At 40.3% G+C, this 26,318-nt stretch carries 22 protein-coding genes; 18 read left to right on the top strand and 4 right to left on the bottom strand.

Annotation, left to right across the window (positions count from 1 at the left end; all coding sequences use genetic code 11):
* The first annotated feature begins 10 nt into the window (after window positions 1-10).
* From LV83_RS08305 to LV83_RS08380, 15 genes are all read left to right on the top strand, one after another.
* A complete protein-coding gene (locus LV83_RS08305) occupies window positions 11-1,861 on the top strand; it encodes a RagB/SusD family nutrient uptake outer membrane protein (protein ID WP_111611088.1) in 1,851 nt (616 codons plus the stop codon).
* Between the two features lie 13 nt (window positions 1,862-1,874).
* On the top strand, window positions 1,875-2,552 hold the full coding sequence (locus tag LV83_RS08310) for a DUF3823 domain-containing protein (RefSeq protein WP_111611089.1): 678 nt from the start codon (window positions 1,875-1,877) through the stop codon (window positions 2,550-2,552).
* A gap of 401 nt (window positions 2,553-2,953) precedes the next feature.
* Window positions 2,954-3,580 carry a nicotinamide riboside transporter PnuC gene (gene pnuC, locus LV83_RS08315; protein WP_111611090.1) on the top strand — a complete coding sequence of 209 codons (627 nt, stop codon included), beginning with the start codon at window positions 2,954-2,956 and terminating at the stop codon, window positions 3,578-3,580.
* Window positions 3,558-4,631, top strand: coding sequence for an acyl-CoA dehydrogenase family protein (locus LV83_RS08320; protein WP_111611091.1), 1,074 nt, complete (start codon window positions 3,558-3,560; stop codon window positions 4,629-4,631). Before pnuC ends, LV83_RS08320 begins: the two co-directional genes overlap by 23 nt.
* Window positions 4,632-4,850: 219 nt before the next feature.
* A complete protein-coding gene (locus LV83_RS08325) occupies window positions 4,851-6,353 on the top strand; it encodes a rhamnogalacturonan acetylesterase (protein WP_111611092.1) in 1,503 nt (500 codons plus the stop codon).
* A gap of 56 nt (window positions 6,354-6,409) precedes the next feature.
* On the top strand, window positions 6,410-6,727 hold the full coding sequence (rhaM, locus tag LV83_RS08330) for an L-rhamnose mutarotase (RefSeq protein WP_111611093.1): 318 nt from the start codon (window positions 6,410-6,412) through the stop codon (window positions 6,725-6,727).
* Between the two features lie 10 nt (window positions 6,728-6,737).
* Entirely contained in the window at window positions 6,738-9,518 is a 2,781-nt protein-coding gene (locus LV83_RS08335) for a glycosyl hydrolase (protein ID WP_111611269.1), read from the top strand.
* Window positions 9,519-9,623: 105 nt separating this feature from the next.
* On the top strand, window positions 9,624-11,048 hold the full coding sequence (locus LV83_RS08340; protein ID WP_111611094.1) for a purine-cytosine permease family protein: 1,425 nt from the start codon (window positions 9,624-9,626) through the stop codon (window positions 11,046-11,048).
* A gap of 2 nt (window positions 11,049-11,050) precedes the next feature.
* Window positions 11,051-11,239 (top strand): hypothetical protein, encoded by a 189-nt coding sequence (locus LV83_RS08345; protein ID WP_211320467.1) that lies wholly within the window; start codon window positions 11,051-11,053, stop codon window positions 11,237-11,239.
* 120 nt (window positions 11,240-11,359) lie between these two features.
* Window positions 11,360-12,637 (top strand): sugar isomerase, encoded by a 1,278-nt coding sequence (locus tag LV83_RS08350; protein ID WP_111611095.1) that lies wholly within the window; start codon window positions 11,360-11,362, stop codon window positions 12,635-12,637.
* A gap of 289 nt (window positions 12,638-12,926) precedes the next feature.
* Window positions 12,927-13,157: an acyl carrier protein gene (locus LV83_RS08360; RefSeq protein ID WP_111611097.1), complete on the top strand. Its 231-nt coding sequence runs from the start codon at window positions 12,927-12,929 to the stop codon at window positions 13,155-13,157.
* Window positions 13,158-13,371: 214 nt separating this feature from the next.
* Window positions 13,372-14,583, top strand: a complete 1,212-nt coding sequence (locus LV83_RS08365; RefSeq protein WP_146613700.1) for a hypothetical protein — start codon at window positions 13,372-13,374, stop codon at window positions 14,581-14,583.
* Between the two features lie 171 nt (window positions 14,584-14,754).
* The gene (locus LV83_RS08370; RefSeq protein ID WP_111611099.1) at window positions 14,755-15,336 is read left to right on the top strand and encodes an RNA polymerase sigma-70 factor; all 582 of its coding nucleotides are present in this window, start codon (window positions 14,755-14,757) and stop codon (window positions 15,334-15,336) included.
* A 3-nt stretch (window positions 15,337-15,339) separates the two neighbouring features.
* Window positions 15,340-16,323, top strand: a complete 984-nt coding sequence (locus LV83_RS08375; protein ID WP_111611100.1) for a FecR family protein — start codon at window positions 15,340-15,342, stop codon at window positions 16,321-16,323.
* Window positions 16,324-16,414: 91 nt separating this feature from the next.
* Entirely contained in the window at window positions 16,415-18,184 is a 1,770-nt protein-coding gene (locus LV83_RS08380; RefSeq protein ID WP_111611101.1) for a peptidase associated/transthyretin-like domain-containing protein, read from the top strand.
* A gap of 219 nt (window positions 18,185-18,403) precedes the next feature.
* On the opposite strand, the gene LV83_RS08385 is transcribed toward LV83_RS08380, so the two are convergent.
* On the bottom strand, window positions 18,404-19,348 hold the full coding sequence (locus LV83_RS08385; RefSeq protein ID WP_111611102.1) for a DUF4097 family beta strand repeat-containing protein: 945 nt from the start codon (window positions 19,346-19,348) through the stop codon (window positions 18,404-18,406).
* 312 nt (window positions 19,349-19,660) lie between these two features.
* Here LV83_RS08385 and LV83_RS08390 point away from each other — a divergent pair, with 312 nt between their 5' ends.
* Window positions 19,661-19,978, top strand: a complete 318-nt coding sequence (locus LV83_RS08390; protein WP_111611103.1) for an antibiotic biosynthesis monooxygenase family protein — start codon at window positions 19,661-19,663, stop codon at window positions 19,976-19,978.
* A 141-nt stretch (window positions 19,979-20,119) separates the two neighbouring features.
* Here the strand turns inward: LV83_RS08390 and LV83_RS08395 are convergent, their stop codons facing one another.
* Window positions 20,120-20,689 (bottom strand): hypothetical protein, encoded by a 570-nt coding sequence (locus tag LV83_RS08395; RefSeq protein WP_111611104.1) that lies wholly within the window; start codon window positions 20,687-20,689, stop codon window positions 20,120-20,122.
* A 133-nt stretch (window positions 20,690-20,822) separates the two neighbouring features.
* Between LV83_RS08395 and LV83_RS08400 the strand changes: the two genes are divergently transcribed.
* Both LV83_RS08400 and LV83_RS08405 read left to right on the top strand, forming a co-directional pair.
* Window positions 20,823-21,410, top strand: a complete 588-nt coding sequence (locus LV83_RS08400) for a hypothetical protein (protein WP_111611105.1) — start codon at window positions 20,823-20,825, stop codon at window positions 21,408-21,410.
* Between the two features lie 4 nt (window positions 21,411-21,414).
* On the top strand, window positions 21,415-22,482 hold the full coding sequence (locus LV83_RS08405) for an alpha/beta hydrolase (RefSeq protein WP_111611106.1): 1,068 nt from the start codon (window positions 21,415-21,417) through the stop codon (window positions 22,480-22,482).
* Window positions 22,483-22,529: 47 nt separating this feature from the next.
* Here the strand turns inward: LV83_RS08405 and LV83_RS08410 are convergent, their stop codons facing one another.
* Both LV83_RS08410 and LV83_RS08415 read right to left on the bottom strand, forming a co-directional pair.
* Entirely contained in the window at window positions 22,530-24,431 is a 1,902-nt protein-coding gene (locus LV83_RS08410; RefSeq protein ID WP_111611107.1) for a sialate O-acetylesterase, read from the bottom strand.
* 96 nt (window positions 24,432-24,527) lie between these two features.
* Entirely contained in the window at window positions 24,528-26,312 is a 1,785-nt protein-coding gene (locus tag LV83_RS08415) for a glycoside hydrolase family 9 protein (RefSeq protein WP_245947023.1), read from the bottom strand.
* Window positions 26,313-26,318 lie beyond the last annotated feature (6 nt).

The raw sequence follows: 26,318 nt of genomic DNA on the forward strand, positions 1-26,318 counted from the left end.
CCCAAGACTTATGAAAAAATTCAATATTTATATAATAGCATTAGCACTTATAAGTGCTGTAACAACTTCTTGTGATCCAGATTACCTGGAGCTTGAGCCACCAAATATTCTACTGGATAATCAAGTTTGGAATGATACCAAATTGGTAACAGGAGTCCTTTCAAATTATTATGATAGACTCCCTTCCCACACTAGTCTAACTGGTGGTTGGGCAGATTTTGCAGCCTATGACGAAGCGATGTGGTCAGGTTATTCAGGAAACGATGGGCTAAATAACATTGGTTCATATGGTTTTAATCGCTGGCAAATATGGGATTATGGCTTGATTAGAGATATAAACCTCTCAATTAACAAGTTAAACACCATTTCTACATTGCCAGACAATCAAAAAACTCAATTCCTAAGTGAGCTTCGATTTATCCGAGCCTACGTTTATTTTGAGCATGTAAAACGTATGGGCGGAATACCTATCATCACAGAAGAATTAATCTATGACTTCAGTGGAGATCCAAGTTACCTGCAAAACCCAAGGAATACTGAAGCTGAAGTATATGATTTCATCATCAGTGAAATGGAGGAGATCATACCTACGATTGGTAACAATGGGAGCAATACCCGTGCAAATCGGTTTACTGCCCTGGCTGTGATCAGCAGATCAGCACTTTATGCTGGTTCTTTGGCAAAGTATAACTCCGCTATGAGTGCTCCTATTCAGTTACCTGGAAATGAGGTAGGCATAGATGGATCGCGTGCTCAGGGGTATTACACTAAATCGCTTTCGGCATCCAAAACTATTCTTGAAGAAGGTGGATATAGTCTTTATAATTCTAATCCAGATTTAGGTGAGAACTTCTATGAAGCTGTCATCAACAAAAATGGAAACCCTGAAGTAATTTGGGCACAGGATTTTCTTCTTTCAGCTGATAAGCGCCATGGATTTACCTACGACAATGTGGCTAGATCTGCTCGTGAAGATAACTTAGGCTCCTCAGCTATCACTCCTAGTCTTAATCTAGTAGAAGATTACGAATACTTAGATGGAAGCTCAGGAGAACTAAAAATCCGTACTCCAGATGATTCAGATTATATTTACTATGATGAGGTAAGTGATATTTTCGAAGGTAAAGATGCCCGCTTATACGGAACAATCATCTATCCTGGTGCCACTTTTAGAGGTCAAGAAATCTTCATGCAAGCTGGCGTAATGGTTTGGAATGGAAATAGTTATGACAGAATTGAATCTGATGGATTAGCCACAGAATATATTGATGGCGGAACTCTAGTAGCGGCAGGTGGCCCACATAGATCTATTCAAGAAGTATCTAATACTGGTTTTTACCTTAGAAAGTATGTGGATAATGCCGTTGGTGCAAGTACAAGAGGTATTCGAAGTGAAGTTTGGTGGGTAAGATTCCGATTAGGAGAAATTTACCTAAATGCCGCAGAAGCTGCACTAGAACTAGGTCAAACAGGTGAAGCTTTAGGCTATATCAATACCCTAAGAGAAAGAGCTGGCTTTGGTGCAAATAGCCTCAGCAGCCTGACTATGGAGGATATCATGCATGAGCGAAGAGTAGAGCTAGCTTTCGAAGACCATGTAGTCTGGGATTATAAAAGATGGAGAGTTGCCCATGAAAAGTGGTCTGGCAGCACAACTAATCCTGAAAGCATGATTTATAGTCTATATCCTTATCGTGTGGTACGCCCAGGAGATCCTCGTGATGGAAAATTCATCTTCATGAAGTCCGTTGCACCAAGATTCCGCGCACCGAGATTCTTTCAGTTGGGAAACTATTACTCCGAGATTAGTCAAGGTGTAATTGACGCCAACCCGAAAATCGTAAGAAACCCATTCCACTAAAACAGGAAACGCTATGAAATTAAAATCAATAAATACTTATTTGATCCTGCTGATAGGCCTAGTGGCTGCCAGTTGCGAGTTTGATAACTTCGAAGAACCTAAATCCACCTTGTCTGGTAGAATAGTTTATAACGATGAGCCTTTGGGGCTAAGAAGCAATGGGGTTCAGCTAGAGCTTTGGCAAAGAGGCTATGACCTTTTTCAAAAAATACCGGTATATGTCGCTCAAGATGGCACTTTCTCAGCTGTGATTTTTGATGGGGATTATCAGATGACCTTGATTAGAGGAAATGGACCTTGGATGGACAGAACTGATTCAATTCCTGTACAGGTAAGGGGATCACAGATGATTGATGTTGAGGTGCAGCCGTATTTCGTGATCAATAACACTAGTTTTGATGTGAATGGAAACTCTATTTCAGTAACATTTACGCTTGAAAATACTAACAGTGGTAGAAACTTGGAGTATGCATCAATTTACATGGGTAGAACCATGCTCACTGATGCTGTCAGAAATGATGGTGTTTTTAGAGTACCAATGGATCAGATAGTATACGGGACACCAATCACAGTAAATGTTCCTATCCCAGGAGGATTAGCTTCTAGAAGTGATATTTTCGTAAGGGTAGGCGCCAAAACAGCCGGTGTAGCCGAACTTGTCTATTCACAAGCACAGAGCAAACCATTATAATTCTTTAGCATAGGGGTATAATGGGAGGCCAGTTGACGAGAGTTAACTGGCCTTTTTTTATTGCTCCTCTATTATATGTAAAACTATTTTTCAGGCATTCAGAAAGAAAAACATGACATCTATTGAAGTTGAATTAATAATTCAATTGAGCTATTAGCATTTTTACACCTAAATTTTCCTGTAAAACTTCTCCCATATAGCTCATTCCATTTAACCTTAACTTTTCTTTCAAACGAAATATTAATTTCTAACTTAGCGCCATCAAATGAGGGGTGCCCTAAAAGTTACGGGCTGAGATCATACCCATCCCGATTTATCGGGAGCACCTGATCCGGGTAATGCCGGCGTAGGGACTAGATTGCTGTTCTCCCTTTTTTGAATAATCATAAAACGTTATTCAAATGTTAGTATCTATTGACCTAAACCTGCTACTTGAGCAGATCAAAGCCACCAGTTTACTGGAATGGATTGCTGTGAGTTTTGGAGTCACAGAAGTACTCTTTGCTAAAAAAAACAATGTGCTACTCTACCCTGCAGGTATTATTGGTATTCTCTGTTCAGGCTTTCTGCTCGTCGATGCCAAGCTGTATGCAGAAACCTTGCTCCACGCCTATTACCTAGTCATGAGTATTTATGGCTGGGCCATGTGGAAAAATCGCACTGCCAGCGGAGCTTCCTCCATCTCCCGAAGTACGAAAAAGGAGCAGAAAATCACCTGGGCCATCGCTATTCTGGGGTGGGGTTTTCTGTACTTTATGCTCACCAACTTTACAGACTCTGATGTGCCAATCGTAGATGCTTTTGTGTCATCTACTGCCTGGGCTGGCATGTGGCTTTTGGCCAAAAGAAAGTTGGAAAATTGGATTTGGCTAAACGTATCGAACTTGATCGCCATTCCTTTACTCTTTCATAAAGAGTTGATTTTAATGTCATTACTTACCCTATTCCTTTTCGTAGTAGCTATTTTCGGCTATTTCGATTGGAAAAAAGAACTAGACCAACCCAATGCAAAATTCGCAACTGTTTAACCATGAACTAGCCCAAAAAGCAGAAAAACTAGGACAGCTTCCGGAAGAATGGCTGACTGAAATTTATGCAGAGAAATGGTTTAAGCTGTTCGTCCCAAAGGATTTGGGAGGTCTAGGATGCACCTTGCCTGAAGCACTGAAAATTGAAGAGAAATTAGCAAAGCTGGACGGAAGTTTGGGATGGACTGTGACTCTGTGCGCAGGAGCTGCTTGGTTTGTTGGATTCATGAATGAATCCGTTCGGAAAGACATTTTTCCTGACGAAAAACTATGTCTGGCAGGAAGTGGATTTGTGGGAGGAAAAGCTAACAAGGTCGGTGATAAATACATCATCTCTGGAAGCTGGACCTATGCGTCCGGGGCTTTACATGCCACTCATCTTACAGCAAACTGTGAAATATTCGAGGAGGGAAAAGCATTGCTAGACAAAAAGGGTAATACGCTGATTAAAGCATTTGTACTAGATAGAAAAGACATGGAAATCCTCGATGGCTGGAATTACATGGGAATGATCGCAACCGGAAGTCATGCTTTTAAATGCGAAAATCTATCCGTTCCACTAGACAGATGTTTTGAAATTCTTCCTGAGAAAGCTCAGCTCAAAGCTCCTATTTATCAATACCCATTCTTGCAATTTGCAGAAGCTACACTGGCGGCTAATATTCTGGGAATTTCTAAACATTTGATAGAACTGATTGAGCAATCCTTTTGGAAAAGACATGAGTATAGAAAGTACGATAAAAAACACCTTCGCTATTTTCAAAACCTCCTTAGCCAACAAGCCAAAAAACTTCAAAAGCTTAGAGATGAATTTTACAGTCAGGTGGACTCATCTTGGAAAGAACTTAGTAAAAATGGCAAAATATCCGAGTCTAGATTAAAGAAAATCAGTAAAATCAGTCGAAAACTAACTCAAAAATGTAGAGAAATAAATGGAAAACTGTATCCTTTCGCTGGTTTGGAAGCTGCAAAAACCCACACAGAATTAAATCGGGTTTGGCGTGATTTCAACACCGTGGGACAGCATGCTTTGTTGATATTTCCATTTTAGATTAGGTAATTGTTGTTTTCCCGCAGATTTGCGCAGATTAATTTCTCAGATTCACGTTGAGAATTTCCTTTCTAGGTTTCAACTGTTTACAATCAAATTTATAGGCAATTCGATCAAATACGTCTTTAAAAGGTTAGAACAGGTAAGTTCAAAAAATTTTCTTCATTACATTGGGTCAGTAAATAAACAGCACTTTTTTTTAGCAAAGTCTATTACCCTATGAAGTTAAAAGAACCAGTTAAGCCCTTAATAATACTTGTACTAGCAATACTTTTTACCGCTTTTCATCAGTACGCTGAGGAGAAAAAAACGCTCTACTTAATAGGAGATTCTACGGTTAGAAATGGCGGTGAAGGCAATTTACAGAGAGGTTGGGGAAATGTGCTTCAGGATTTTTTTGATAGCACAAGACTTGAAGTAAGCAATCAGGCCATGGCGGGCAGAAGTACCCGCACTTTCATCAAGGAAGGCAGATGGGAAAAAGTACTTGAAACACTAAAGCCTGGTGATTATGTAATCATGCAATTTGGGCACAATGAGGGCTCTGTTCCAGACACAACTAGAGCCGGTTATCGAGGAGTTTTGCGGGGAATGGGTGACGAAACCGAAGAGCTTACCTGGCCGGATGGTACCAAAGAAACTGTTCATACCTATGGATGGTACCTTGAAAAGTTCATCACCGATACCAAAGCTAAAGGCGCTACTCCCATAGTCGCATCCATGATTCCTCGCAACAAATTTCAAGACGGAGAAGTCGAGCGGGCTAATCAGGATTTTGGGAAATGGGCTAGAGATGCAGCCAGGAGGCAAGGAGCTTTTTTCATTGACCTGAATTCAATCGTGGCAGATCAGTATGACAAATGGGGTCAAGAGGTTGTAAAAGGCCTTTTTGAGCGGGATCACACGCATACCAATGAAGCTGGTGCCAGAATCAATGCTTGGTCAGTTACCCAAGGTATAAAAGACTTGAAAGACTGTGACCTTAAAGATTATCTGAAAAAGGACAAACCAACACTTTTCCTTATTGGTGACTCAACAGTCAAAAATGGTCAAGGTGATGGAGCTGGCGGACTTTGGGGATGGGGTGATTTTATAGCTCCTTATTTTGAATCAGACAAAATCAAAGTGCAAAACCATGCGCTGGGCGGCACCAGTAGCCGTACGTTCCAGACTTATGGAATGTGGCAGAAAGTGCTTGACAAACTCGAGCCTGGCGATTTCCTAATTATGCAATTCGGTCACAACGATTCTAGTCCACTTGACGATGAAGCCCGTGCACGAGGAACAATCAAAAGTGCCGGTTTGGAAGCTGAAAACATCTACAACCCAATCACTAAAAGTCAGGAGATCGTTTATTCCTATGGGCAGTATTTGCGGCAGATGATATTGGCAGCCAAAGCTAAAGGCGTCACTCCTATCGTCTGCTCTTTGATTCCTAGAAATAACTGGCAAGATGGCAAAGTCATCACTGCAGAAAATGACTATGGGTTGTGGGCAAAGCAAGTCGCTGAGGATACCGAAACTGCTTTCATCGATCTCAATCAATTAGTAGCTAATCAATATAATGAGTTGGGGGAGGAATATGTAAAAGCTCATTATTTTAATGATACCGATCACACGCACACCATAGAAGAAGGAGCGGAATTGAATGCGAAGATTGTAGCGGAAGCCATTGAAAGTCTTAATGAAATTGGCCTAAAAGACTTCTTAAATAATGAATAGCTTTAACTTTAAAATGCTTAATCTTTCCTTTTTTTTACTCTACCATTAAAATCAAAATGCCACAAAAACTAGCCTTTCGAATGAAGTTAATTCCTGGTTTCGAAGAAGAATATGAGCGAAGACATCGTGAAATCTGGCCTGAATTAGTTACTTTACTCAAAGACACAGGAATCATTGATTATCAGATATTTTTGGACAAGGAGACATCTAATCTTTTCGCCTATCAAGTAATCGAGGGGGAAGCCAATTCCCAAGATTTGGGAAACACAGCAATCGTACAACGCTGGTGGAAACACATGGCTGACATCATGGAAACTAACCCTGACAACTCTCCTATTTCCGTTGCATTGCCAAATGTTTTCGACTTACAATAACCCATTACCTATGCTTTCAAAATCCAAATACCTTCTACTCCTTTTTCCCATCCTAGCCTTTTTAGGTTTTCAACTTTTAGATAAAAAATCACCTGCTTCAGCTGAATGGCCGGAGATCACCCAAACAGCCAAACCTTGGACTCGCTGGTGGTGGATGGGAAATGCTGTGGATGAAAAGAACCTATCCAAACTACTGGAAACTTATCATGAAGCTGGACTTGGAGGAGTGGAAATCGCACCGATCTACGGAGCTAAAGGCTATGAAGATCGGTACCTAGAATTTCTTTCAGAAGAGTGGTTGAGCATGTTGGATTTCACTGTCACCAAGGCTGAGTCACTTGGAATGGGCGTGGATATGACTCAGGGAACAGGTTGGCCGTATGGCGGACCACAGGTAGGTGTGGAAAATGCAGCGACTCGCATGATTATCCAGAATTATGAAAAGGTAGATGGCCAAGAATTACCAACTCCTATTCAATTCCAAAAGAGAAGAGAAAATCAATACGATGCTGAGCTGATCGCTGTGATGGCTTATGATAAAGATTTAAATGCGAAGGATATCACTTCGTTTGTAAAGGCAGACGGGCAACTTGATTGGGATGAAGCCGGAGCTTGGCAGATCAAAGCTATTTTCCTGGATAAAACTGGGCAGATGGTCAAAAGAGCTGCTCCAGGAGGTGTTGGATTTACCTTAGATCACTTCAGCAAATCCGCAGTCGACTCGTATAATTCCTATTTTCAAAAGGCTTTTGCTGGAAAGGATTATGGAATTCGGTCATTTTATAACGACAGTTTTGAAGTCTATGGAGCTGATTTTACTGGGAGCTTTTTTGAGGAGTTTGAAAAACGAAGAGGTTATGATCTTAAGGCTTTTCTTCCTTATCTGGAAAGTGAGGAAGATTCAGAAATGGTGAGACGTGTGAAGTCTGATTATAGAGAAACCATTAATGACCTATTGCTGAATAACTTCACGAAGAATTGGACGAGTTGGGCTCATAATCAATCCAAACTCACGAAGAACCAAGCACACGGTTCCCCAGGGAATTTGCTTGATCTTTATGCTGCAGTGGATATTCCAGAGTGCGAAACTTTTGGATCCAGCTACTTCCCTATTCCCGGACTTAGACGAGATAGTGCAGACGTCAGAAATGTGGATCCAGATCCTATTATGCTGAAGTTTGCCTCATCTGCGGCACATTTGACCGGTAAAAATCTAGTTTCATCCGAGACTTTCACTTGGCTGGGAGAGCATTTCAAATCCTCCTTTTCCCAGATGAAACCAGAGGTTGAGCAGGCATTTTTGGCAGGAGTTAATCACATTTTTTACCATGGTGTGACTTACAGTCCTGAAGATGTCTCCTATCCAGGTTGGCTTTTTTATGCATCGCTAAACCTGACGCAGCAAAACAGTCTTTGGCCACACTTCAAGGGCTTTAATGATTACATCGCTAGATCACAGGCTATTTTGCAAGCTGGAAAAGCTGACAATGAATTGTTGGTTTACTGGCCGGTTTACGACGTTTGGGCGGAGCCAAAAGGGAAAATGGAAATGATCACAGTGCATGCTGTCGATGAGTGGTTGCATCCAACGGAGTTTTATAAGCAGTCCAAAAGCCTGATGGAAGCTGGTTATTCTCTCGATTTTATCTCGGATGATATTATAGCAAATTCAACCGTGAAAGATGGGCTGATTCAAACCTCTCCAAAGAACTCTGCGAAAGTTTTGCTTATCCCTGAGACTGAGTTTATGCCCATTGAGACTTTAAAGTCAATCTTGAACTTAGCAGAAGCAGGTGGCAAAGTCATCTTTCAATCCAAGCCAAAATCCATTCCAGGCTATCATTCTGACCAAGAGTCAAGACAAGCTGAGTTTGATGCTTTATGGGCTTCTTTGTCATTTAACCATGGAAAAGTAAATGTGGGGAAGGGTCAGGTCATTCTGAATCAAGACTCTCGTGGAGCTTTGGAAAGTTTAGGGATTTATAGAGAAAAGTTGGTGGATTCTGGATTAAATTTTATCCGTAGAAAAGTAGCTGATGGTACTTACTATTTCTTGGTGAATCACAGTGCGAATACTATTTCCCAAACCATTTCCCTAAATGCAAAAGCAGGAACCGTGATGGTCATGGATCCGCTTACTGGAAAAACTGGATCAATTCCTACAACAAGTAATTCAGAAGGCACAAGTATTTCCATCTATCTAAAATCTGGAGAATCAATTTTCCTGAAGACTTTTGAAGATAAAGTTGACTTGGCAATTCCTGCTTGGGCGGATTATTCTCAATCATTAAACAGCGCGGACATTTCGAATAACTGGAAACTTACTTTCATCCAAGGCCAGCCAAAGCTTCCATCACCACAGACGATGGAATCAATCAAACCTTGGACTGATAACGATTCCCCAGAAGCGGATGATTTCTCGGGTCAGGCAAGTTATTCCAGTGAATTTGAAATGAAGAAAACTGAAGGCAAGCACTATTTATTGACGATCGATAAGGTATATGAATCAGCCAAAATCTGGATCAATGGAAAGGAAGCGGGGAATATCTGGAGTATTCCTTATCAACTCGATGTAACGGAGCAATTACAAAATGGTAAAAATACCATCAAAATAGAAGTTGCAAACTTAATGGCAAATAGCATCAGATTTCTTGATAGAAATGGCATTGAATGGAGAAATTACCATGAGATCAACTTCGTAAACATCGATTACAAGCCATTTGATGCAAGTAACTGGAACACTATGCCTTCGGGAATAGCCGGTAAAGTTCAGATATCAGAATTTGATTAAGGAAATATTTCAAAATGTGCCAAAAACGCTATCCTAACCCATATAGCACAGGATACATGACAGCATCTTCAAACCTAATTTGAACGCTAGCCCAAAAGAAAACCTATGTCTGAAAAACAAAACTTGAAACAGCGGCTCGAAGCTGTCAACGAATACGAGCGAACTCCCATTCCCAAAAACAAACTTAAAGGCTGGAAAAGCTTCATCGGAACTTATGCCGGAGAACATACCGCAGGAACTGAATTTGTACTTGGTCCTCTATTCGTAGCTCACGGAGCTTCTGCTGGTGACTTAGTAAGTGGACTGATTGTAGGTAATATTTTAGCGGTTTTGAGTTGGGCTTTTTTCACTGGAAAAGTAGCTGTAAAGACAAGGACAACACTCTATTACCAATTGGAAAAAATTGCTGGAAATCGCTTTACACTTGTATATAACGTAGTAAACGCAGCGCTATTTTGCTTTTTGGCTGGTTCAATGATCGCTGTTTCAGCCACTGCAGTAGGGATTCCTTTCAATCTTCAGATGCCTTCGCTTACCGATGTGTATCCAAATAGTGTGGGCTGGGTAATCACAGTTTTTGGTATTGGAGCCATCACCACGGTGGTAGCCATGTTTGGATTCAATGTGATTTCAAAATTCGCAAATATCGCAGCTCCATGGATGATTATGATCTTTATTGCAGCAGCGGTCGGTGTTTTGCCAAGATTAGGAATCACATCCTTTTCTGAGTTTTGGCCTATAGCCGACAGCACGATTTGGAATGGGGTTCCATTGGAAGGGCAAAGCAAATTCACGTTCTGGCATATTATGTTTTTTGCTTGGTTTTGCAATATGGGCATGCATATCGGAATGGCAGATATGTCTCTACTACGGTATGCAAAAAAATGGACCTATGGCTTTTCATCAGCAACAGGCGTATTTTTAGGTCACTTCATCGCCTGGATGGCTTCTGGCATCTTGTATTCACTATTCCTTTTGGAGTCCAAAGGCAGTTTAGTATTTGCTCCTGGACCTATCGCCTATGAAGCTGCGGGGATTGCCGGAGCAGTTTGCGTAGTGATCGCAGGCTGGACAACCGCAAATCCAACACTTTACAGAGCTGGACTTGCTATACAATCTATCAATCCGAAGTGGAAGACTTGGAAAGTAACGCTCTTTGTAGGTTTGGTGACTACCATCGCTGCATGTTTCCCTGCTTTGGTGATGCAATTGCTGGAATTCGTCGCGCTTTATGGGTTGATCCTAATGCCACTTGGAGCTGTGATTTTCTTGGATGTATTTGTATTACCGAAAATGGGACTTGCCAGTAATTATGCTGAGTTGACCAAATCACATTTCAATCCAGCAGTAGGAATCACATGGGCGATAGCACTTATCTTCTGCTTGGGCTTGAATATTTATGGCGGAGTTGAAATTTTCTTCCTTGGACTTCCAGGCTGGTTTGTGGCAGTAATTGTTTATTTACTTGCCTCAAAAGCACTGCAGAAAAAGACCAGCAACGTCTCTCCTACTATTCCATTAACTTATTGATCATGAAAAACATACTAAAAATTATATCATTCGCTGCTTTAGCATTGACACTTGCTCCTTCCTTTCTGGTTTTCAAAGGAAGCATCACTCCCGAACTTTCCAAAACACTGATGTTAATCGGGACTATAGTTTGGTTTGCCACAGCTTCTTTTTGGATGAATAAATCTGAGGAAGAAACTGAAGGTCAATAATTAGTCAGTCCAGCTTCTGGAGAAGCAGGACAACAACTTCAACAACAATAACCACATTTAACAATAAAACCGCGTCCTCCGCGTGACCTCTGTGCTCTCTGCGGTAAAAAAAATATCATAATGAAACTTACGCTCGATCAAATACAGTCACAAAACAATTATCAAAGTGCAGAACACAACAGAAGCTTTGAATTCCTTGCCGAAAGCTTAGAGAAAAAGGGAATTGATGTAGAATCTCTCATTTCCAAACTTCAAGAACTACAGATAGCCATTCCAAGTTGGGCACTGGGAACAGGTGGTACACGATTTGGGAGATTTTCCGGAGGTGGTGAACCGGCCACTTTGATCCAAAAAATCCAAGATGTAGGAATCCTTCATGCACTCAATCAGTCCAGCAACGCTGTTTCCCTTCATATTCCTTGGGATATTCCATCTGATTACCAAGCGATAAAAGACAGTGTCTCAGAAGTAGGGATTGGCTTTGATGCGGTAAACTCCAATACTTTTCAGGATCAGGCTCACCAAGCGCATAGCTATAAATTTGGTTCTCTCGCAAATTCAGAACAAGCAGTTCGAGACTTAGCCGTGGAGCATAACAAGAAGGTAATTGAGATCGGAGAGAAACTAGGTTCCAAAGCACTCACTGTTTGGTTGGCTGATGGAAGTAGTTTCCCTGGACAGCACAGCTTGAGAAAAGCACTGGAGAATACTCACTTGTCTTTGCAGGAAATCTATAAAGCAGTTCCGGATGATTGGAAGCTTTTGATTGAATACAAGCCTTACGAACCTTCCTTCTACAGCACAGTGATTCAGGATTGGGGAACTTCATTTTTACTGGCTAATAAACTCGGCAAAAAGGCTTATACGATGGTGGATTTGGGACATCACCTGCCAAACACCAATATCGAGCAGATCGTAGCAACCTTGATGACCGAAGGTAAATTAGGCGGATTCCATTTCAATGACTCTAAATACGGTGACGATGACCTGACTGTGGGAAGTGTAAAACCTTATCAGTTGTTTCTGATTTTCCAGGAATTGGTGAAAGGATTTAAAGAGACAAACAATCCCCCACTTTCATGGATGATCGATGCCAGTCACAACTTGAAAGATCCTATGGAAGATCTGATTCAATCCGTTCAGGCTATTAAACTCGCCTATGCTCAGGCATTATTGGTAGATAGTAAATCCTTAGAAGCAGCTCAGGAAGTCCATGATGTGGCAGGAGCTCAGGAGATTTTACAGGATGCATACAGAACAGATTTACGCCCTTTGCTTGCTGAAGCAATGCGCAGATCCGGTGGAGCAATTGACCCAATCAAAGCATTCAGATCACTTAAAGTAAGAGAATCCTTAATCAATGAAAGAGGCTTAAAATCAATTGCTTCTGGGTTGTAATTCATGCTTAATTAGTTTTGAAAAGGCTACCACAAAATTGCTGTTTGTCACATTGAGCGAAGTCGAAATGTCAATTATTTGCTTCAACTGGCTTTCGACTCCGCTCAGGTTGACAAATTCAATTCCTTTTGAGACAGCCTCTTCATTTTTTGGGCAATAAAATTTTGCGCTCTCTGCGTAACCTTCTGTGTACCCCGCGGTTAATTTTTTCACTTTTTCTTTTTCCCGCTAAGGGTAATCCCTTCCAAAGCTGTCTTCTATATGACCACACAAAAAGTCATAACAGCAAATGGGAAAATATAGCCAACTCCGAAAAATCACTCAGGTTTTCAGCGAATACGGAATCGTATTGACAGGCCAGAGAAAACACGACCACTTCCTCTTCGATCTACGAATGGACAAAATCTTCCTCAATGGATTGATTTACGAATTGGAATATGCACTTAACATTGAGCTAGAAGATAAAAAGGTAATCAACATTGATGCACCCTCTCAATTGATCGCGCTTCTGCTCGATTGATTCGCCATGAAGAGCATTCTTTCATCCTGTAGCTAAACTGCTGTCGATCGAGTCATACACTGAGATTGCTTCGTTCCTCGCAATGACGTGCACAAAAGTAATTCTAAACATGCGCTACAGATCTGTGACTTGTAAGGATGCCTTGACCAATGAACTTATCGAACCGCCGCATCCTAAGCCCCTAAAATACATTTTCAAAAAATCTCAATGCAAAATGAAAACTCTCTACACAAAAATATTCCTATTCGCATTCTTGTTCATCACACTCCTTTCAATTTGCTTCGCTCAGGAAAAAAGTCCAGCTCATCTTGGCTTCTTCTACCCCATTTCCACCCATGGAACAGAAGCAGCGAATTACACCAATAACTTCAGTTTTCATGTTCTTACCGGGCTATCTGGAGGAGAAAATGGGGCTGCAATCTATGGTTTGGCAGGAATGGTAAAAGGTGATGTAAACGGAGCTCAAATCTCTGGACTCTGGAATCATGTCACCGGAAAAGTTGTAGGGCTTCAAGTCGCTGGATTGCTGAATCAGAGTTCTCAAGCAAGTGAGGCTGCCCAGATAGCTGGGATCAGCAATATCAACCTAGGAAATTCGGCTTTCCAGGCTTCCGGTATTTTCAATAAAGCCAAGCTGGTAAATGGGGCTCAGTTTGCCGGAATCTCAAATATTGCAGAGCACAACGATGGAATTCAAGCTTCTGGAATCGCTAGTCTGTCAAAATCAGTCACGGGAATTCAGGTGTCCGGATTCGCAAGTATTTCTCCTGAAATAGACGGAGCACAGATTGCCGGTATTGCCACCATTTCAAAAACTGTCAAAGGAGTCCAAATCGCAGGGCTTTCGAATGTAGCTGAAAAGGTTGAAGGAGTTCAGATTTCAGGACTTATAAATCAGGCTAAAACCGTAAAAGGAATACAAATCGGCCTGATTAATATTGCAGATAGTAGTGATGTGACCATAGGTTTGATCAACATGGTGAAAAATGGCGACCATAGATTGGGTGTTTCCATTGATGAAAACTTCAATTCCTTTTTGACTCTTCGCTCAGGAGGAACGCGAGTTTATGGAATCGTCGGAATAGGAACAAACTTGGAAGTAAAAGACCTGAAATACGGTTTTGAAGCTGGTTTAGGTCTAAATCTAGCTGAATCCAGACATTTCAGACTAGATGTAGAAGGAGTCAGCAAATACCTGACAGATTTTGAAGGCAATGATTTCTCCAAATTCAGCTTTCAATTGCTCCCAACTTTAAAGATTTCCAAAGGTATACATCTTTTCGCTGGGCCTAGTCTTTCTTATATGCACTCAAGTGACCTGGATGCTGTCGATCATACAGGATTGACAATTTGGGATGAGACTTGGAGAGAAAATTACCATGCAGCGTTATTAGGATTTACTGCGGGAATTAATGTGAGGTTTTGAGAAAACTGTTTGATGTTGGATGCCCGATGACCGGTGTAGCCTGCATCGGTCACCCGACATCGGACAACCTGCAACTACTACATTTCCCTATAATCCCATAATTTTACTTTCCCCACTAAGGGTAAATGCAGTTGAGCTTGTCATAGCTATGAAAGCATCAAATAATTAAAGGTGATCGAGAATCTTACACATCTGTCCACTCCGCAAACGCTTGTCGATGAGCAATCATTTGAAGGCGTCTTTAAAAGCTATTTCAAAGCCTTGCATGCCTATGCGCTAGCTATAATAAAGGATTCTGAAGAGGCAGAAGAGGTAGTGCAAAGCGTATTTCTAAAGCTTTGGGAAAAGCGGGAAACCATTGAAATCAACAGTTCGCTGAAAGCTTACCTCTACCGGGCTGTGTACCATGACAGTCTCAACCACATCAAGCATCAACAAGTGAAAAGAAAGCATTGGGATCACGCGCACTACGAAATGACTCAGGGAAAACCTGAGGAAATTGGTGAACAGATCAAAGGCCAAGAAAATGAATTGTACGAGCGCTTTCAACTGGCAATGGAAAAATTGCCTGAGAAATGCCGGATGGTCTTCAACCTCAGTAGGTTTGAGGAACTGAAATATCAGCAAATAGCCGATAGGCTAGAGATCTCCATCAAAACGGTGGAAGCACATATGGGAAAAGCACTGAAGACTTTGCGGGTAGAACTTGCAGAATTCCTTCCGCTGCTTTTGATTTTTTTGATAAATCTATAAGCTATGGAAACCATGAACGAAGAAAAATTGATCAAATATTTGCTTCAGGAAAGTGATGCCGAAGAGAGCAAAGCTGTTCAGGATTGGATTTCTGAAGATGAGGCAAATCAAAAACAGTTTGAAAAAATCAAGTGGATTTGGGATTCCAGTAGTTTGCTTTTGGAGAAAAGCGAAGTGGATGAAAATCAAGCTTGGCAAAAGTTTACTGAACTTAGAAACAAAAAAATAGATACAGCGCCAAAACAAAACCAGCGCTTTTTACAGAGCAAATTGTTTCGGGTAGCAGCAGCAATTACCTTGATTTTCATATCTGCTTGGGTTTATTCAGCATTTCTTCCCCAGTCAGGAAGAGCCTATTTCAGTTCTGTTGAACTTCAGTCAGAAGACACTCCTATTGAAGTTCCACTACTTGATGGTACGGCAATCACTTTGAATAGAAATACAACTCTTAGCTATTCCCAGAAGCTTTTTACAAAAGAAAGAAAAGTGACTTTAGAAAATGGAGAGGCCTTTTTTGATGTAAAGCGAAATGAGCAAAAGCCATTTGTTATTCAATCTGAAGCTGTTCAAATAACTGTGTTGGGAACAAGTTTCCACGTTAAAACAACTGGGAATATCACTGAAGTAATTGTCGTGACTGGGTCAGTCCAAGTTGAGATTGATGGTAAAAAAGAGGTGCTAAGGCCTGAAGAAAAACTTTCTGTAAATCAGGAATCCGGAGAGATGCTAAAGACTATTCCTTCCAATAACCTGTACAATTATTACGTCAGTAAAAAATTCCAGGCAGATGAGATTCGATTGCAAGAATTAGTCACTTCCTTGAATGAAGCCTACGATTCAAACATAGAAATTGCTAGAGAGGAATTGAAAGATTTAGCAATAACCACCACCTTGGAATATGACTCGCTTGACAAGAATCTAGAAGTGCTACGAGAAACGCTAAACCTTACTATAATTCGTCAAGACGGAAAGATTATCATTCAGTAAACAGCCTTTTCATGGAAATAAAGGACTATGGTTGAAAAAATCATAGTCCTTACTTTGTTAAATTACCCCAGATTTTAATCCCAAGTTTTCAATGTTGAGATTCAACCCACTTTTTCGGTACGCTCTCCTACTTTTGATTTTTTTGATGCATTCATTGGAAGGTTTTTCTCAGATGATGCTGGAGAAAAAAATCCAATTTGCGAGTAAGGATGCATTTAGTCTAGGCCAGATGCTGGATACACTTTCATCCAAAAACGATTTTTATTTTTCCTATGAAAGCACTTTGCTACCATTGGACAACCCTCTATCAAATGAAAACTATTCAGGAACCATTGGTGATTTTCTTCTAAAAGAGCTTGGAAATGAATACGAGTACAAGGAATTGCCTGGCTATATTATCATCCGATATGCGCCGGAAAAATTGGATCTGGATGCAGAAATGGACAAGCGATTCAATACCGTCACCGTAAAGGGATACATTAGAAATAGCAGTACCCAGGAAGCAGTAAGTAGGGCCAGTATCTATGATAAAAATACGCTTGCTTCCACATTGACGGATCAGAATGGCTATTTCAAGCTGAAATATAAAAAGCAGAATTCTTCGATTTGGCTTACGTTGAGCAAGGAAAATTACCGGGACACCACTTTTTTGCTAATGCCCACAATAGATATTGTAGCGGAAAAAGAGAACCGCCGATTTCGATACATCCCTGGTGATAGTACTACCAAGGCTCTGGAAGAGAGTTTTCTTGGAAAAGCATTTATCGGTTTCAAACAAAGGCTTCAAGGAATCAACATGGGTAGCTTCTTTGCCGAAAGCCCTGTGCAAATGTCGCTCATTCCAGGTCTAAGCACCAAAGGAATGTTCAGCAGTCAGACGATTAGCAAGTTTTCTCTAAATCTAATAGGCGGCTATACAGCTGGAATCGAAGGAATGGAAATAGCGGGCATTTTCAACATCAATAAGCGTGATGTTAAATCGCTACAAGTTGCCGGGATTTTCAACTTAGTTGGTGGAAGTTCCAAAGGTCTGCAGGTCGGTGGAATTTATAATTCTGTGTATAAAAATGTAGACGGACTTCAAGTTGGTGGAATTTTCAATCAAGTAAAAGGCAGTGTAAAAGGCCTTCAAATTGGAGGAATCGCCAACTATGTCCAAGATACAGCTGCTGTGCAAATTGCAGGAATTGTAAATCACGCTGATCAATCAAAACATTTTCAACTTGCCGGAATCACTAATAACACCTCAAAATCCGCTGGCTTCCAATTAGCTGGAATTTCAAATCTTGCCGGAGACTCTGTTGACAATCAACTCACCTCCATTGTCAACCGAGCCAAAATTGTCAATGGATTTCAATTTGCGCTGATCAATGTGGCCCAAGAAAGTGATTACCCTGTTGGCTTACTGAACTTTGTTAAAAATGGAGAAAAGAACGTAGGTCTTTCCATAGATGAATCTGGTTTTACACATTTTGACTTTAGGTCAGGTGGGCGAAAAATGTATGGGATTCTTGGAGTGGCCTACAACCTGAGAGACATCGACACTCCGATCGGACTTGAAGCAGGATTGGGAATTCATTTGATTCCAGAGCGGAAGTTTTCATTGGACACAGAGTTTGTGTCAATGACAGCAAGTGATTTTGTAGAGGTGACAAATCATATCCAATCGTTTCGACTTTTCCTTGGCTTTAAATTCGGAAACCATCTTCGTGCTTTTGTTGGCCCAAGTTTGAACTTCGCCTTCCTGGATCCTGGCCAAGGAGATTTCACAAACGGTTGGCATATCCTCGAAAAAACGACTACCAATGGTATTTATAGAAGTTTCGGAGGAGTTAGTGGAGGGTTGCAAGTGATTTTTTAAAATTAAGCAATCTGGTGCATGTCTTCAGACTCGTCCGATGGCAAGAGAGCTTGAACCAGAATCATTGATCTTTTCACACTCCTTTTAAAATATCAGACGAAAATGTTGCACCCCAACGGTACTCCTTAGCGTATACTTCAGCGATCACTGTGGTTGAAAATTACACATAAAAAACCCGAACGAGGTCGGGTTTTTGGGTGGTTTGAAAACAACCTTTCACTAGTTTCCTATTTTAATGTTGCCACTTGAGACAACACCTGACACGGTATAAAGAGAACCGTTATCTATCTTCAATGAGCCAGAAGAGTTACTTTCTCCCACTCTTATATTTCCACTAGAGGTAGTCATGTCGAAATTGAAATCCCTCAAATCGGAGTTTGTCTGTATATCAAAACTTCCAGATGATCCTTCGAATTGAGTATTTGAACCAAAGTAAGAATTGCGAACAGTATAATTTCCTGAGGAAATCTTCAATCTACCAAGTTCCTGAACTCCGTTCAAAACTCCATTGCCAGAGTTTAAAGAACTATTTACCTTACCCTTAATCATTTTGAAAGTAAACTTCCCGCTTGAACCTATAGCATTCAAGTTACCCTCGAGATTTGATATGGAAGCATTCCCAGAGGAAATCTCCAACTCAACATCTCCAATGAGATCATAAGCATTAATCTTGCCTGAGCTTAATTGCAATTCCAAAACTGGTGCACTGATATCTCCCAATTCCACATTTCCAGAACCTCCATCAAATTCAAATTCCTGAGCAATCACTTGACTAATTTTGATATTTCCTGATCCAGCTTCCATATCGATATTCATCAGTTCCGGTCCGTTCAGATTAATATAACCACGGCTATTTCCTCCGCCCATACCCTTTCTTTCTACTTCTATAATCAGCTTATTCTTATCTACTCTGTACTCGATGGAATAATTACCTACCCTGCTGGATTCCAAAACTCCAATAAGCTGCACAGACTCCAAATTTGGATTACCTATATAGGAAACATCCAAAAAAGATGATTCTATTTCTATAGAATTCACTTCGGTGAACTCTTCATTAATTGACTGTACCAACTCAAGGTTAGTATCACAAGACGTCAAAGAAGCAATTGTAGAACTAACTAGCGCAATTGCTAAAACTCGAAATTTACTTTGTTTTGCTCTCATAAACAGATAGTGTTTCAGAATTAACTGTTGAAAATTTACATTAACTAGTCTGCTTGCATATTATCGTATGTCTGGTTGAATCTCAGGTTTCTATAAGGTATTTTCCGTGATTCAGATCAATTGAGCACTGATGGTTAGAAAGCCATTTCCTTTGAAGAGGCAAAATCCAGCTATACTCTATTTTTATAGAAAATAAGATTTCTATTTCCATGATCTATCACCAGAAATATTCGAACTTGAAATTCAAATCATCTTTAGCAGATACAGTAAAGACAACTTGTTTTTAATTTACCCTTAGCGAAATCTTAAAAAATGATAGCGAACACTCCAGCCCCTCCCTATTACGCAGTAATATTTTCAAATATGCGTACAGAAATCAATGATGGTTATGAGGAAACTGCATTAGAGATGGTGCGTTTAGCCGAAGCTCAAGTAGGCTATCTTGGCCATGAAAGCGTGAGAGATGGATTAGGAATCACTATCAGTTACTGGGCTAGCTTAGATGCCATTCGAAATTGGAAACAGCAAACAGATCATCTTTTTGCACAAAGAATGGGAAGAGAAAAATGGTATTCAGCTTATAAGACAAGAATTTGTTTGGTGGAGCGGGATTATGAGTTCTCGATTTGATCCTGAAGTAAATAAGTAAGTTCACTTGATACTCAATTATCTCAAAACAAATGACTTCAAATGTTTATTAACTAGAAAAGGCTCAGGAATAAGATTCCTGAGCCTTTTTATATAATTGTAACTCTCTTTAACCTCTATGGCTTAAAAAGCATATCCGAGACCAACTCCTGCAAATAGAGGCCAAAATCCATTAGTATTAAAGATTGGGTTCAAGTTTATTTTCCACATAAAACCTCCATCCGTCGGCACTCTTCTATAACCAAAATTCATCACTCCCATAATTGAAGGAGAATTGTCTATATCAAGAATGAAGCTGGTATAACCACTTTCTGAATAGGAGTCGCAGACATAATTTCCATTACCGTCATAATAACAACTTTCGTAGTAGTAATTTTGATTATTGAATGCCAAAAAAGTTGCGCCAAACCCCATTTCAAAAAAATGGTTTCCTTTTCCATAAAGCTTATTCACCATTACAGGAAGAGAAAAAAATGAATCACCATCCACAGCATAGCCCCCGAAACCTACTCTCATTCCCCAAGAGTCGATTTTAGTTTTGTCAAATCTGAAATCATAGTTAAAACTATACGGAAGTCCTGGCCCACCCAATTCCATATAAATTGCCTGGGTTGCCAATTTGGGTTCGACTTCTTGAGCGTGTACTACCTGTGTACTAAGTAGCAATAGCAATCCTAGTATTAGACGTTTCATAAATGTTGGTTTAAGATATATTAATACGAAATAACGCTATTTGCTCTAAATAGATGGTTAGATTTGATTAAATTTTACTGTTTAATTAGTTTTTAATTTTTCAAAATTATTATCCTGACCTAAGAATACTAGTATGAATGCAAAAAAACTGAAATTGACTGGGGGGGTGATTTCTGCCTACATGTTGTTGATGGTTTTTGTGTCATGTGTAAATGACCCCGAAATCAATCCTTTTGGTGAATGTGGAGGACCTAGGAAGGCAAATGCTACGGATTTAACTTTATACTATGAACCTTCACAAAATAGTGCTTCCGCTACGGAGTCTGATACAGTAAATTTTAAAGACTTCAATATTTATCTTAGAATCAACTGGGAATTAGTTTCTGAAGCTTCAGCTAGCTCGAGTTTTCCGGGGATGGCATTTGCTCTTTCCTGCGCTCCCAATTTAAATTTTCAAAATATTACTGGCCTTAGAATAGAACTGCTTGCGCCCTATGGAGGTCAAGAAGCAGGTACAGATATTTCTAATTTAGTCAGCACCCACGACGATATTAAATTATCCGAGTTGAAAGATTTCTCTGGTTCTTTGGGTCAATATAGGCTAACAGTTGACCTTCAGCCTAGTAATCAAAGTCAATTGAAAACCAGAACTGTTTTAACCCTTAAAAATGGCTCAGAGAAAATCTTAGAATCCACTTCTCCAGTACTTTTAACGAACTGATCTTATGCTAAAAAAAATCCTTTTAGGTGTTTTTGCCGCAGCAATGGTGCTTGCCGTTGTGTACATGCTGGGTCCTAAGCTAAAGGATCAAGAAATCACCATTGAGTATCCGCAGGTGCCGACTCGCCTGACCGAGTTACAAGACTATGTAAATCAGAGGGAAGATACTGTGATAGGTCTTAAGCCAGGCAATGAAGCCTATATAGTCTGGGCAGATAGTATGAATAAGCACAAAACCCCCTATTCAATTGTATATATCCATGGTTTTGGTGCCAGTCCTATGGAAGGAGATCCAGTTCATCGGTTTCTTTCAGCCCATTTTGGAGCCAATCTTTTTGTGACGAGGCTTCCAGATCACGGCGTAAGGAGGGAGAATGGCTTAGAATATGTAAGTGCACAGGCATTGGCAAACGCCGCCGGTGAAGCATATCAAATCGGGAAAAGTCTAGGAGATGAAGTAATCGTAGTTGGGACCTCCATGGGAGGAGCTTTGACTCTTCTCTTGGCAAGTCAGCAACCTGATATCAAGGCGGTAACAGTATATTCTCCTGCTGTTCGGGATTATGGTGAGAAGCTTTCTGCATTTTTTTCCCCTTGGATGCAAAAATTGATGCAATGGACGATGATGAAAAATAAAATAATTCATCAAGATAGAGAAGGTGAAAAAGCGATGTATTGGTCAGAAGACTACCACATGAACATTTACGAAAGTCTGGCAATCATCCTTTACAGTAATATGAATGAAAGCACCTTCACTAAAATTAAACAGCCATTTTTTCTAGCATATTATTACGAAGATGAGCAAAATCAGGATGATGTGGTCTCAGTGCCCAAAATGCTGGAAATGTATGAACAGATAAGTACCCCATCCGAAATGAAAAGAAAGAAAGCATTCCCAAAAGCTGCTGATCATGTAATTGCCAGTTCTATTACCTCTGGAGATTGGGAAGGAGTGCTTTTTAGTACAATTGATTTCTTAGAAAATGTGGTGAAAATCCCAGCCAAACCGAAGTATCAGGAAAAAGTGGATGAATTACTGATGGTGCAGGAATCACAAGGAAAAATAGACTAGAAAAACACAAAAGACCAAGCTGTAAAACTTGGTCTTTTTAATTTCCTCTATTCAAACTTAGCTCTGAACGGCTCCGTGGGAAGGCCTAGATTATTCACCAAATTCACTTCCGGATTATCAGCCCAAGCGTACCGAATTTCTCCTTTTTCACTTCCTTCAGGAAGCATAATTCTTACTGATGACTTATCAGAAATCGTTGCGGTAACCTGCTGAAAATCGCCATTTTCTTTAGCTGCAATAAAGCCTTTCACTTCCTCTCCCTCAGTTAATTCCAATCCTTCACCTACTGATTTAAAAAGGACAAATAATTCATTTCCTTGCCTGAACAGTGAATCAAACTGCGGTCCAGAAGCAAGATTTTTCTCCTTATATGCTACTTTTCTGGCTTGTAGCCAAAGTCTTTCTCCGACATCTTTTTTGTTTCTAGGGTGTATATCCCCAGCTTCTCCAATGTCAATAATTGTAGCCATTCCCGTATTTGGCAATTCTAATGTTTGGGTTTGAGCTTCTCTCAAAAAGGCCCAATTACTATCGGGTTGTACATCTTTTCTCTCCATGAAATTTGCCAATTGAACAAACAAGAATGGAAAGTCTCCTAACCCCCAGTCTCTTCTCCAGTTGGTAATCATCGTGGAAAACAGCTCTTTATATTCCTCATGACGGCCTGCATTACTTTCTCCTTGATACCAAATTGCACCTTTAATCGAGTAATTAGTAATTGGGACAATCATCGCATTGTACATCATTCCAGGCATCCAGTTAAAATATTCAACTTTCGGAAGTTGAGGCTCTACAATTGAGTTTGAATAGGCCCAAGTCCCTTCAAGAGAAATCTTTTCTCCTGATTCTAAAATATACATCTCGCCTTTCTGTCCTACTCTAGGCTGATTATTCCAAGTATTTATAGCTCGAATAGTTAACACATTACCGCCCTTCAATAGCATGTCAGAAGGAATCTCGATGTCCGACATAGACACTCCCCAATCTTTGTAATGAAGCAATTTTCCATTGATATAGACATAAGCCATTTGATCCAATGCAGGCAAATGCAAGATTATATCATCCGTACTTGTAAGATTGAATTTCTTACGAACCCAAGCGATATGTTGTAAAGGGTTGGCATCGGGCAAGTTTATTTTTCTCCAACTTGAATCATCGTAACCAATAGAGGCAACGTTCCTTGCTGCAAGCGTATCAGGATTGCTCACCATGGAGTCCCGAAGCTGCTGATTCATCTCATTTTCGTTCAGCTTTGCTATCCAAGTATCTCTATTTTCTACCACGTCCTTTGCCTGAGCCAGGAAAGAACCTTCCATCTCAACTAGAATCTCAGCATCTGTCCAGCCTTCCACAGGAGTTCCACCCCAGTTGGACTCAATGATTCCTACTGGCACTTTCATTTCCTGATTATTTCGCTTCGCAAAAAACCAAGCTACAGCTGAAAAGTCCTTCATATTCACTGAATCAGCGACTTTCCACTCTCCTCCTACCACATCGTCTAGTTTCTCCGCACTATAGGAATTAGGAACCTTAAAAAACCGGATCTCTTGGTTTCCTCCTTCTGCAAATTCTTTTTCCGCACCAATTACCTGAGATTTCAATCGCCATTCCATATTGGATTGACCACCTGCTACCCAAACATCACCTATATATACATCGTTGATTTTCTGATTATTAACTTCCAGCACAAAAGGTCCACCAGCTGCTAATTCTGGCAATTGCAATAACCATGTACTATCCGCTTCAACAGTTCCACTTGTTATTGCTCCTGCCAAACTGACCCGTACATTTTCTCCAGGAACACCTTTTCCCCAAATAGAAATAGCCTCTTGCCGCTGTAAAACCATACCATCACCAAACAGCCTAGGCAAGGAAACTTCCGATTCAAACTTTGTGGACTCACATGAAAATAGAATCAGGAGGACAAATAATTTCCAGGTATGTTTCATAGATTTTTGTAAATTCTTATGGAAAAATGCCTAAAAAATTTGAAACATCTAAACATAACTCCCATTAAGAAAGTCTAACACTCCCTCCAATTGGAATTATTGATTAATCGCCTCCAATGAATTAGCTAAATATGCAAATGGTGCATTCCAATTAATAGCAATCTCATTCGAAGCATAGCTACAACTTTCATCTGTATAAGATTCGTCTGGATATGAACTCAGGTAGTTGCAGCCATCCTGCTGCCTTGGATTTGGACCACCAACAATGAAACCAGGCAAAGGAGGTAAATTAGGTCGGGAAGTGGCTAGTCTATGATGCGGGTGCAAGGGAGATTTTGTACCAAATCCTGTAACATAGGAATACCCAGTAGCATTTCTACCAAGGATATAATCCAGATTATCCAATGCCCTTTCAAGAAATATTCGCTCATTGCTTTGCTTATAAGCATATATCAAAAGTATTCCTTGATTAGCAGCAACTGCATTTGAACCCCAAACAAAATTCTTGGAGTTGGTTTCAATCGGAGTGTTGAAAGCCGTTCCCATTGTACCTTCAATTTGCTCTCGAGCTGCTGCAAGCAAGTTTATTTTTAACATTGCCATCCATTCTTGTGGCAGCAAGGTAATATGGTCCTGATGCCTCAACAATGAGTAATAACCTAACCAGGCTACCTGATTCCAAGATGGAAGTTTGAAGCTCTGATCAGCATTGGCTAGTTCCTCCCAGTAGGTCAAATTATGAGTGGTGATAAAAAGCTCTGATGCAGCCCAGATCCATTCATCGCTGGTATTTGTATCGCCATAGGCACCCGTGACTACATCTGGATCAAAAGCTTCATTCAATTCATTTTGCTTGTAAAGGACATCCGGGTTCTCTTTTGCCCAACTCCAAGCTTTCTCTGCTGCTTTTAAATACATAACAGATTCTTCAGGAAAATACGCCTTGTAAATACGTGAAGCTTGAGCCATTACAGCTGCAAAATCCAATGTTGCTGTGGTACTTTTGGCAACAAAATAGCGCTGGGAAACTGCCAGATGAGGCTCAACCATTCCTTCAAACTTGGCTGTAGTCAGCTTGTGATAAACGCCACCATCCGTAGGATCCTGCATAGTAATCATCCACTCCAAATTCCAGCGAATTTCATCCAAAAGGTCAGGAACTTGATTCCCGGATTCTGGAATATTCAATTCTAGTTTCTCAAAATAATTAGGATAATCTTCATACAGTGACAAAAGAGTACCAACTGTAATCCCTGAGTTCACTACATATTTATTGTAATCTCCGGCATCATACCATCCCTTTGGAGATGAAAATACCTCTCCAGACTTTCGGGAAGCAGAAATCGCTGAAGGATGAATCATTACTTGATCATCAGGATGACCCATTGGCCTGGACCAGATACCTGCATGATTCTCCTCCAAGTCCAAACTTGCTCTTTGATAATAAAATGCCTTAATACTCGCCTTCCCTAATTCTTGATTGACTTGGGGCTTGATTTCAAATGGATACGATTTTCCTACTCCATTTAGTACCAAAATATATTTCCCAATTTCAGAAAAAGTAGAGAAGTCAGCAATTCTAGTGTTACTTCCCGAAAAGGTCTTTTTAACGGAAGAGGATAATTTTCCTTCAAATACGATGCTCTTTCCAGCTGTATCCCATATCACAAAATCTTCTCCATCTTCATGATTTAACACCACTGCCAATTTTTGTTGATTTGGATAGAAGCCAAGTTGATTGAGACGTATGGATTCATCAACGGGTAGGTTTTCGTCTATCATGGGAGCTTTGCATCCCATAAATAAGATCAAGAAAAGCAATACTGCCGAAGTAGCACTCCTTTTTCTTAAATGACTGATGTATAAAGTATTATTACTCATCGATTC

It is taken from the genome of Algoriphagus yeomjeoni (assembly GCF_003259505.1).
Taxonomy (GTDB): domain Bacteria; phylum Bacteroidota; class Bacteroidia; order Cytophagales; family Cyclobacteriaceae; genus Algoriphagus; species Algoriphagus yeomjeoni.

What these genes read in the sequence shown, in the direction of transcription:
- LV83_RS08305 (WP_111611088.1), top strand. Translation starts at nt 11, where the DNA reads ATGAAAAAATTCAATATTTATATAATAGCATTAGCACTTATAAGTGCT.
- LV83_RS08310 (WP_111611089.1), top strand. Translation starts at nt 1,875, where the DNA reads ATGAAATTAAAATCAATAAATACTTATTTGATCCTGCTGATAGGCCTA.
- pnuC (WP_111611090.1), top strand. Translation starts at nt 2,954, where the DNA reads ATGTTAGTATCTATTGACCTAAACCTGCTACTTGAGCAGATCAAAGCC.
- LV83_RS08320 (WP_111611091.1), top strand. Translation starts at nt 3,558, where the DNA reads ATGCAAAATTCGCAACTGTTTAACCATGAACTAGCCCAAAAAGCAGAA.
- LV83_RS08325 (WP_111611092.1), top strand. Translation starts at nt 4,851, where the DNA reads ATGAAGTTAAAAGAACCAGTTAAGCCCTTAATAATACTTGTACTAGCA.
- rhaM (WP_111611093.1), top strand. Translation starts at nt 6,410, where the DNA reads ATGCCACAAAAACTAGCCTTTCGAATGAAGTTAATTCCTGGTTTCGAA.
- LV83_RS08335 (WP_111611269.1), top strand. Translation starts at nt 6,738, where the DNA reads ATGCTTTCAAAATCCAAATACCTTCTACTCCTTTTTCCCATCCTAGCC.
- LV83_RS08340 (WP_111611094.1), top strand. Translation starts at nt 9,624, where the DNA reads ATGTCTGAAAAACAAAACTTGAAACAGCGGCTCGAAGCTGTCAACGAA.
- LV83_RS08345 (WP_211320467.1), top strand. Translation starts at nt 11,051, where the DNA reads ATGAAAAACATACTAAAAATTATATCATTCGCTGCTTTAGCATTGACA.
- LV83_RS08350 (WP_111611095.1), top strand. Translation starts at nt 11,360, where the DNA reads ATGAAACTTACGCTCGATCAAATACAGTCACAAAACAATTATCAAAGT.
- LV83_RS08360 (WP_111611097.1), top strand. Translation starts at nt 12,927, where the DNA reads ATGGGAAAATATAGCCAACTCCGAAAAATCACTCAGGTTTTCAGCGAA.
- LV83_RS08365 (WP_146613700.1), top strand. Translation starts at nt 13,372, where the DNA reads ATGAAAACTCTCTACACAAAAATATTCCTATTCGCATTCTTGTTCATC.
- LV83_RS08375 (WP_111611100.1), top strand. Translation starts at nt 15,340, where the DNA reads ATGGAAACCATGAACGAAGAAAAATTGATCAAATATTTGCTTCAGGAA.
- LV83_RS08380 (WP_111611101.1), top strand. Translation starts at nt 16,415, where the DNA reads ATGTTGAGATTCAACCCACTTTTTCGGTACGCTCTCCTACTTTTGATT.
- LV83_RS08385 (WP_111611102.1), bottom strand. Translation starts at nt 19,348, where the DNA reads ATGAGAGCAAAACAAAGTAAATTTCGAGTTTTAGCAATTGCGCTAGTT.
- LV83_RS08390 (WP_111611103.1), top strand. Translation starts at nt 19,661, where the DNA reads ATGATAGCGAACACTCCAGCCCCTCCCTATTACGCAGTAATATTTTCA.
- LV83_RS08395 (WP_111611104.1), bottom strand. Translation starts at nt 20,689, where the DNA reads ATGAAACGTCTAATACTAGGATTGCTATTGCTACTTAGTACACAGGTA.
- LV83_RS08400 (WP_111611105.1), top strand. Translation starts at nt 20,823, where the DNA reads ATGAATGCAAAAAAACTGAAATTGACTGGGGGGGTGATTTCTGCCTAC.
- LV83_RS08405 (WP_111611106.1), top strand. Translation starts at nt 21,415, where the DNA reads ATGCTAAAAAAAATCCTTTTAGGTGTTTTTGCCGCAGCAATGGTGCTT.
- LV83_RS08410 (WP_111611107.1), bottom strand. Translation starts at nt 24,431, where the DNA reads ATGAAACATACCTGGAAATTATTTGTCCTCCTGATTCTATTTTCATGT.
- LV83_RS08415 (WP_245947023.1), bottom strand. Translation starts at nt 26,312, where the DNA reads ATGAGTAATAATACTTTATACATCAGTCATTTAAGAAAAAGGAGTGCT.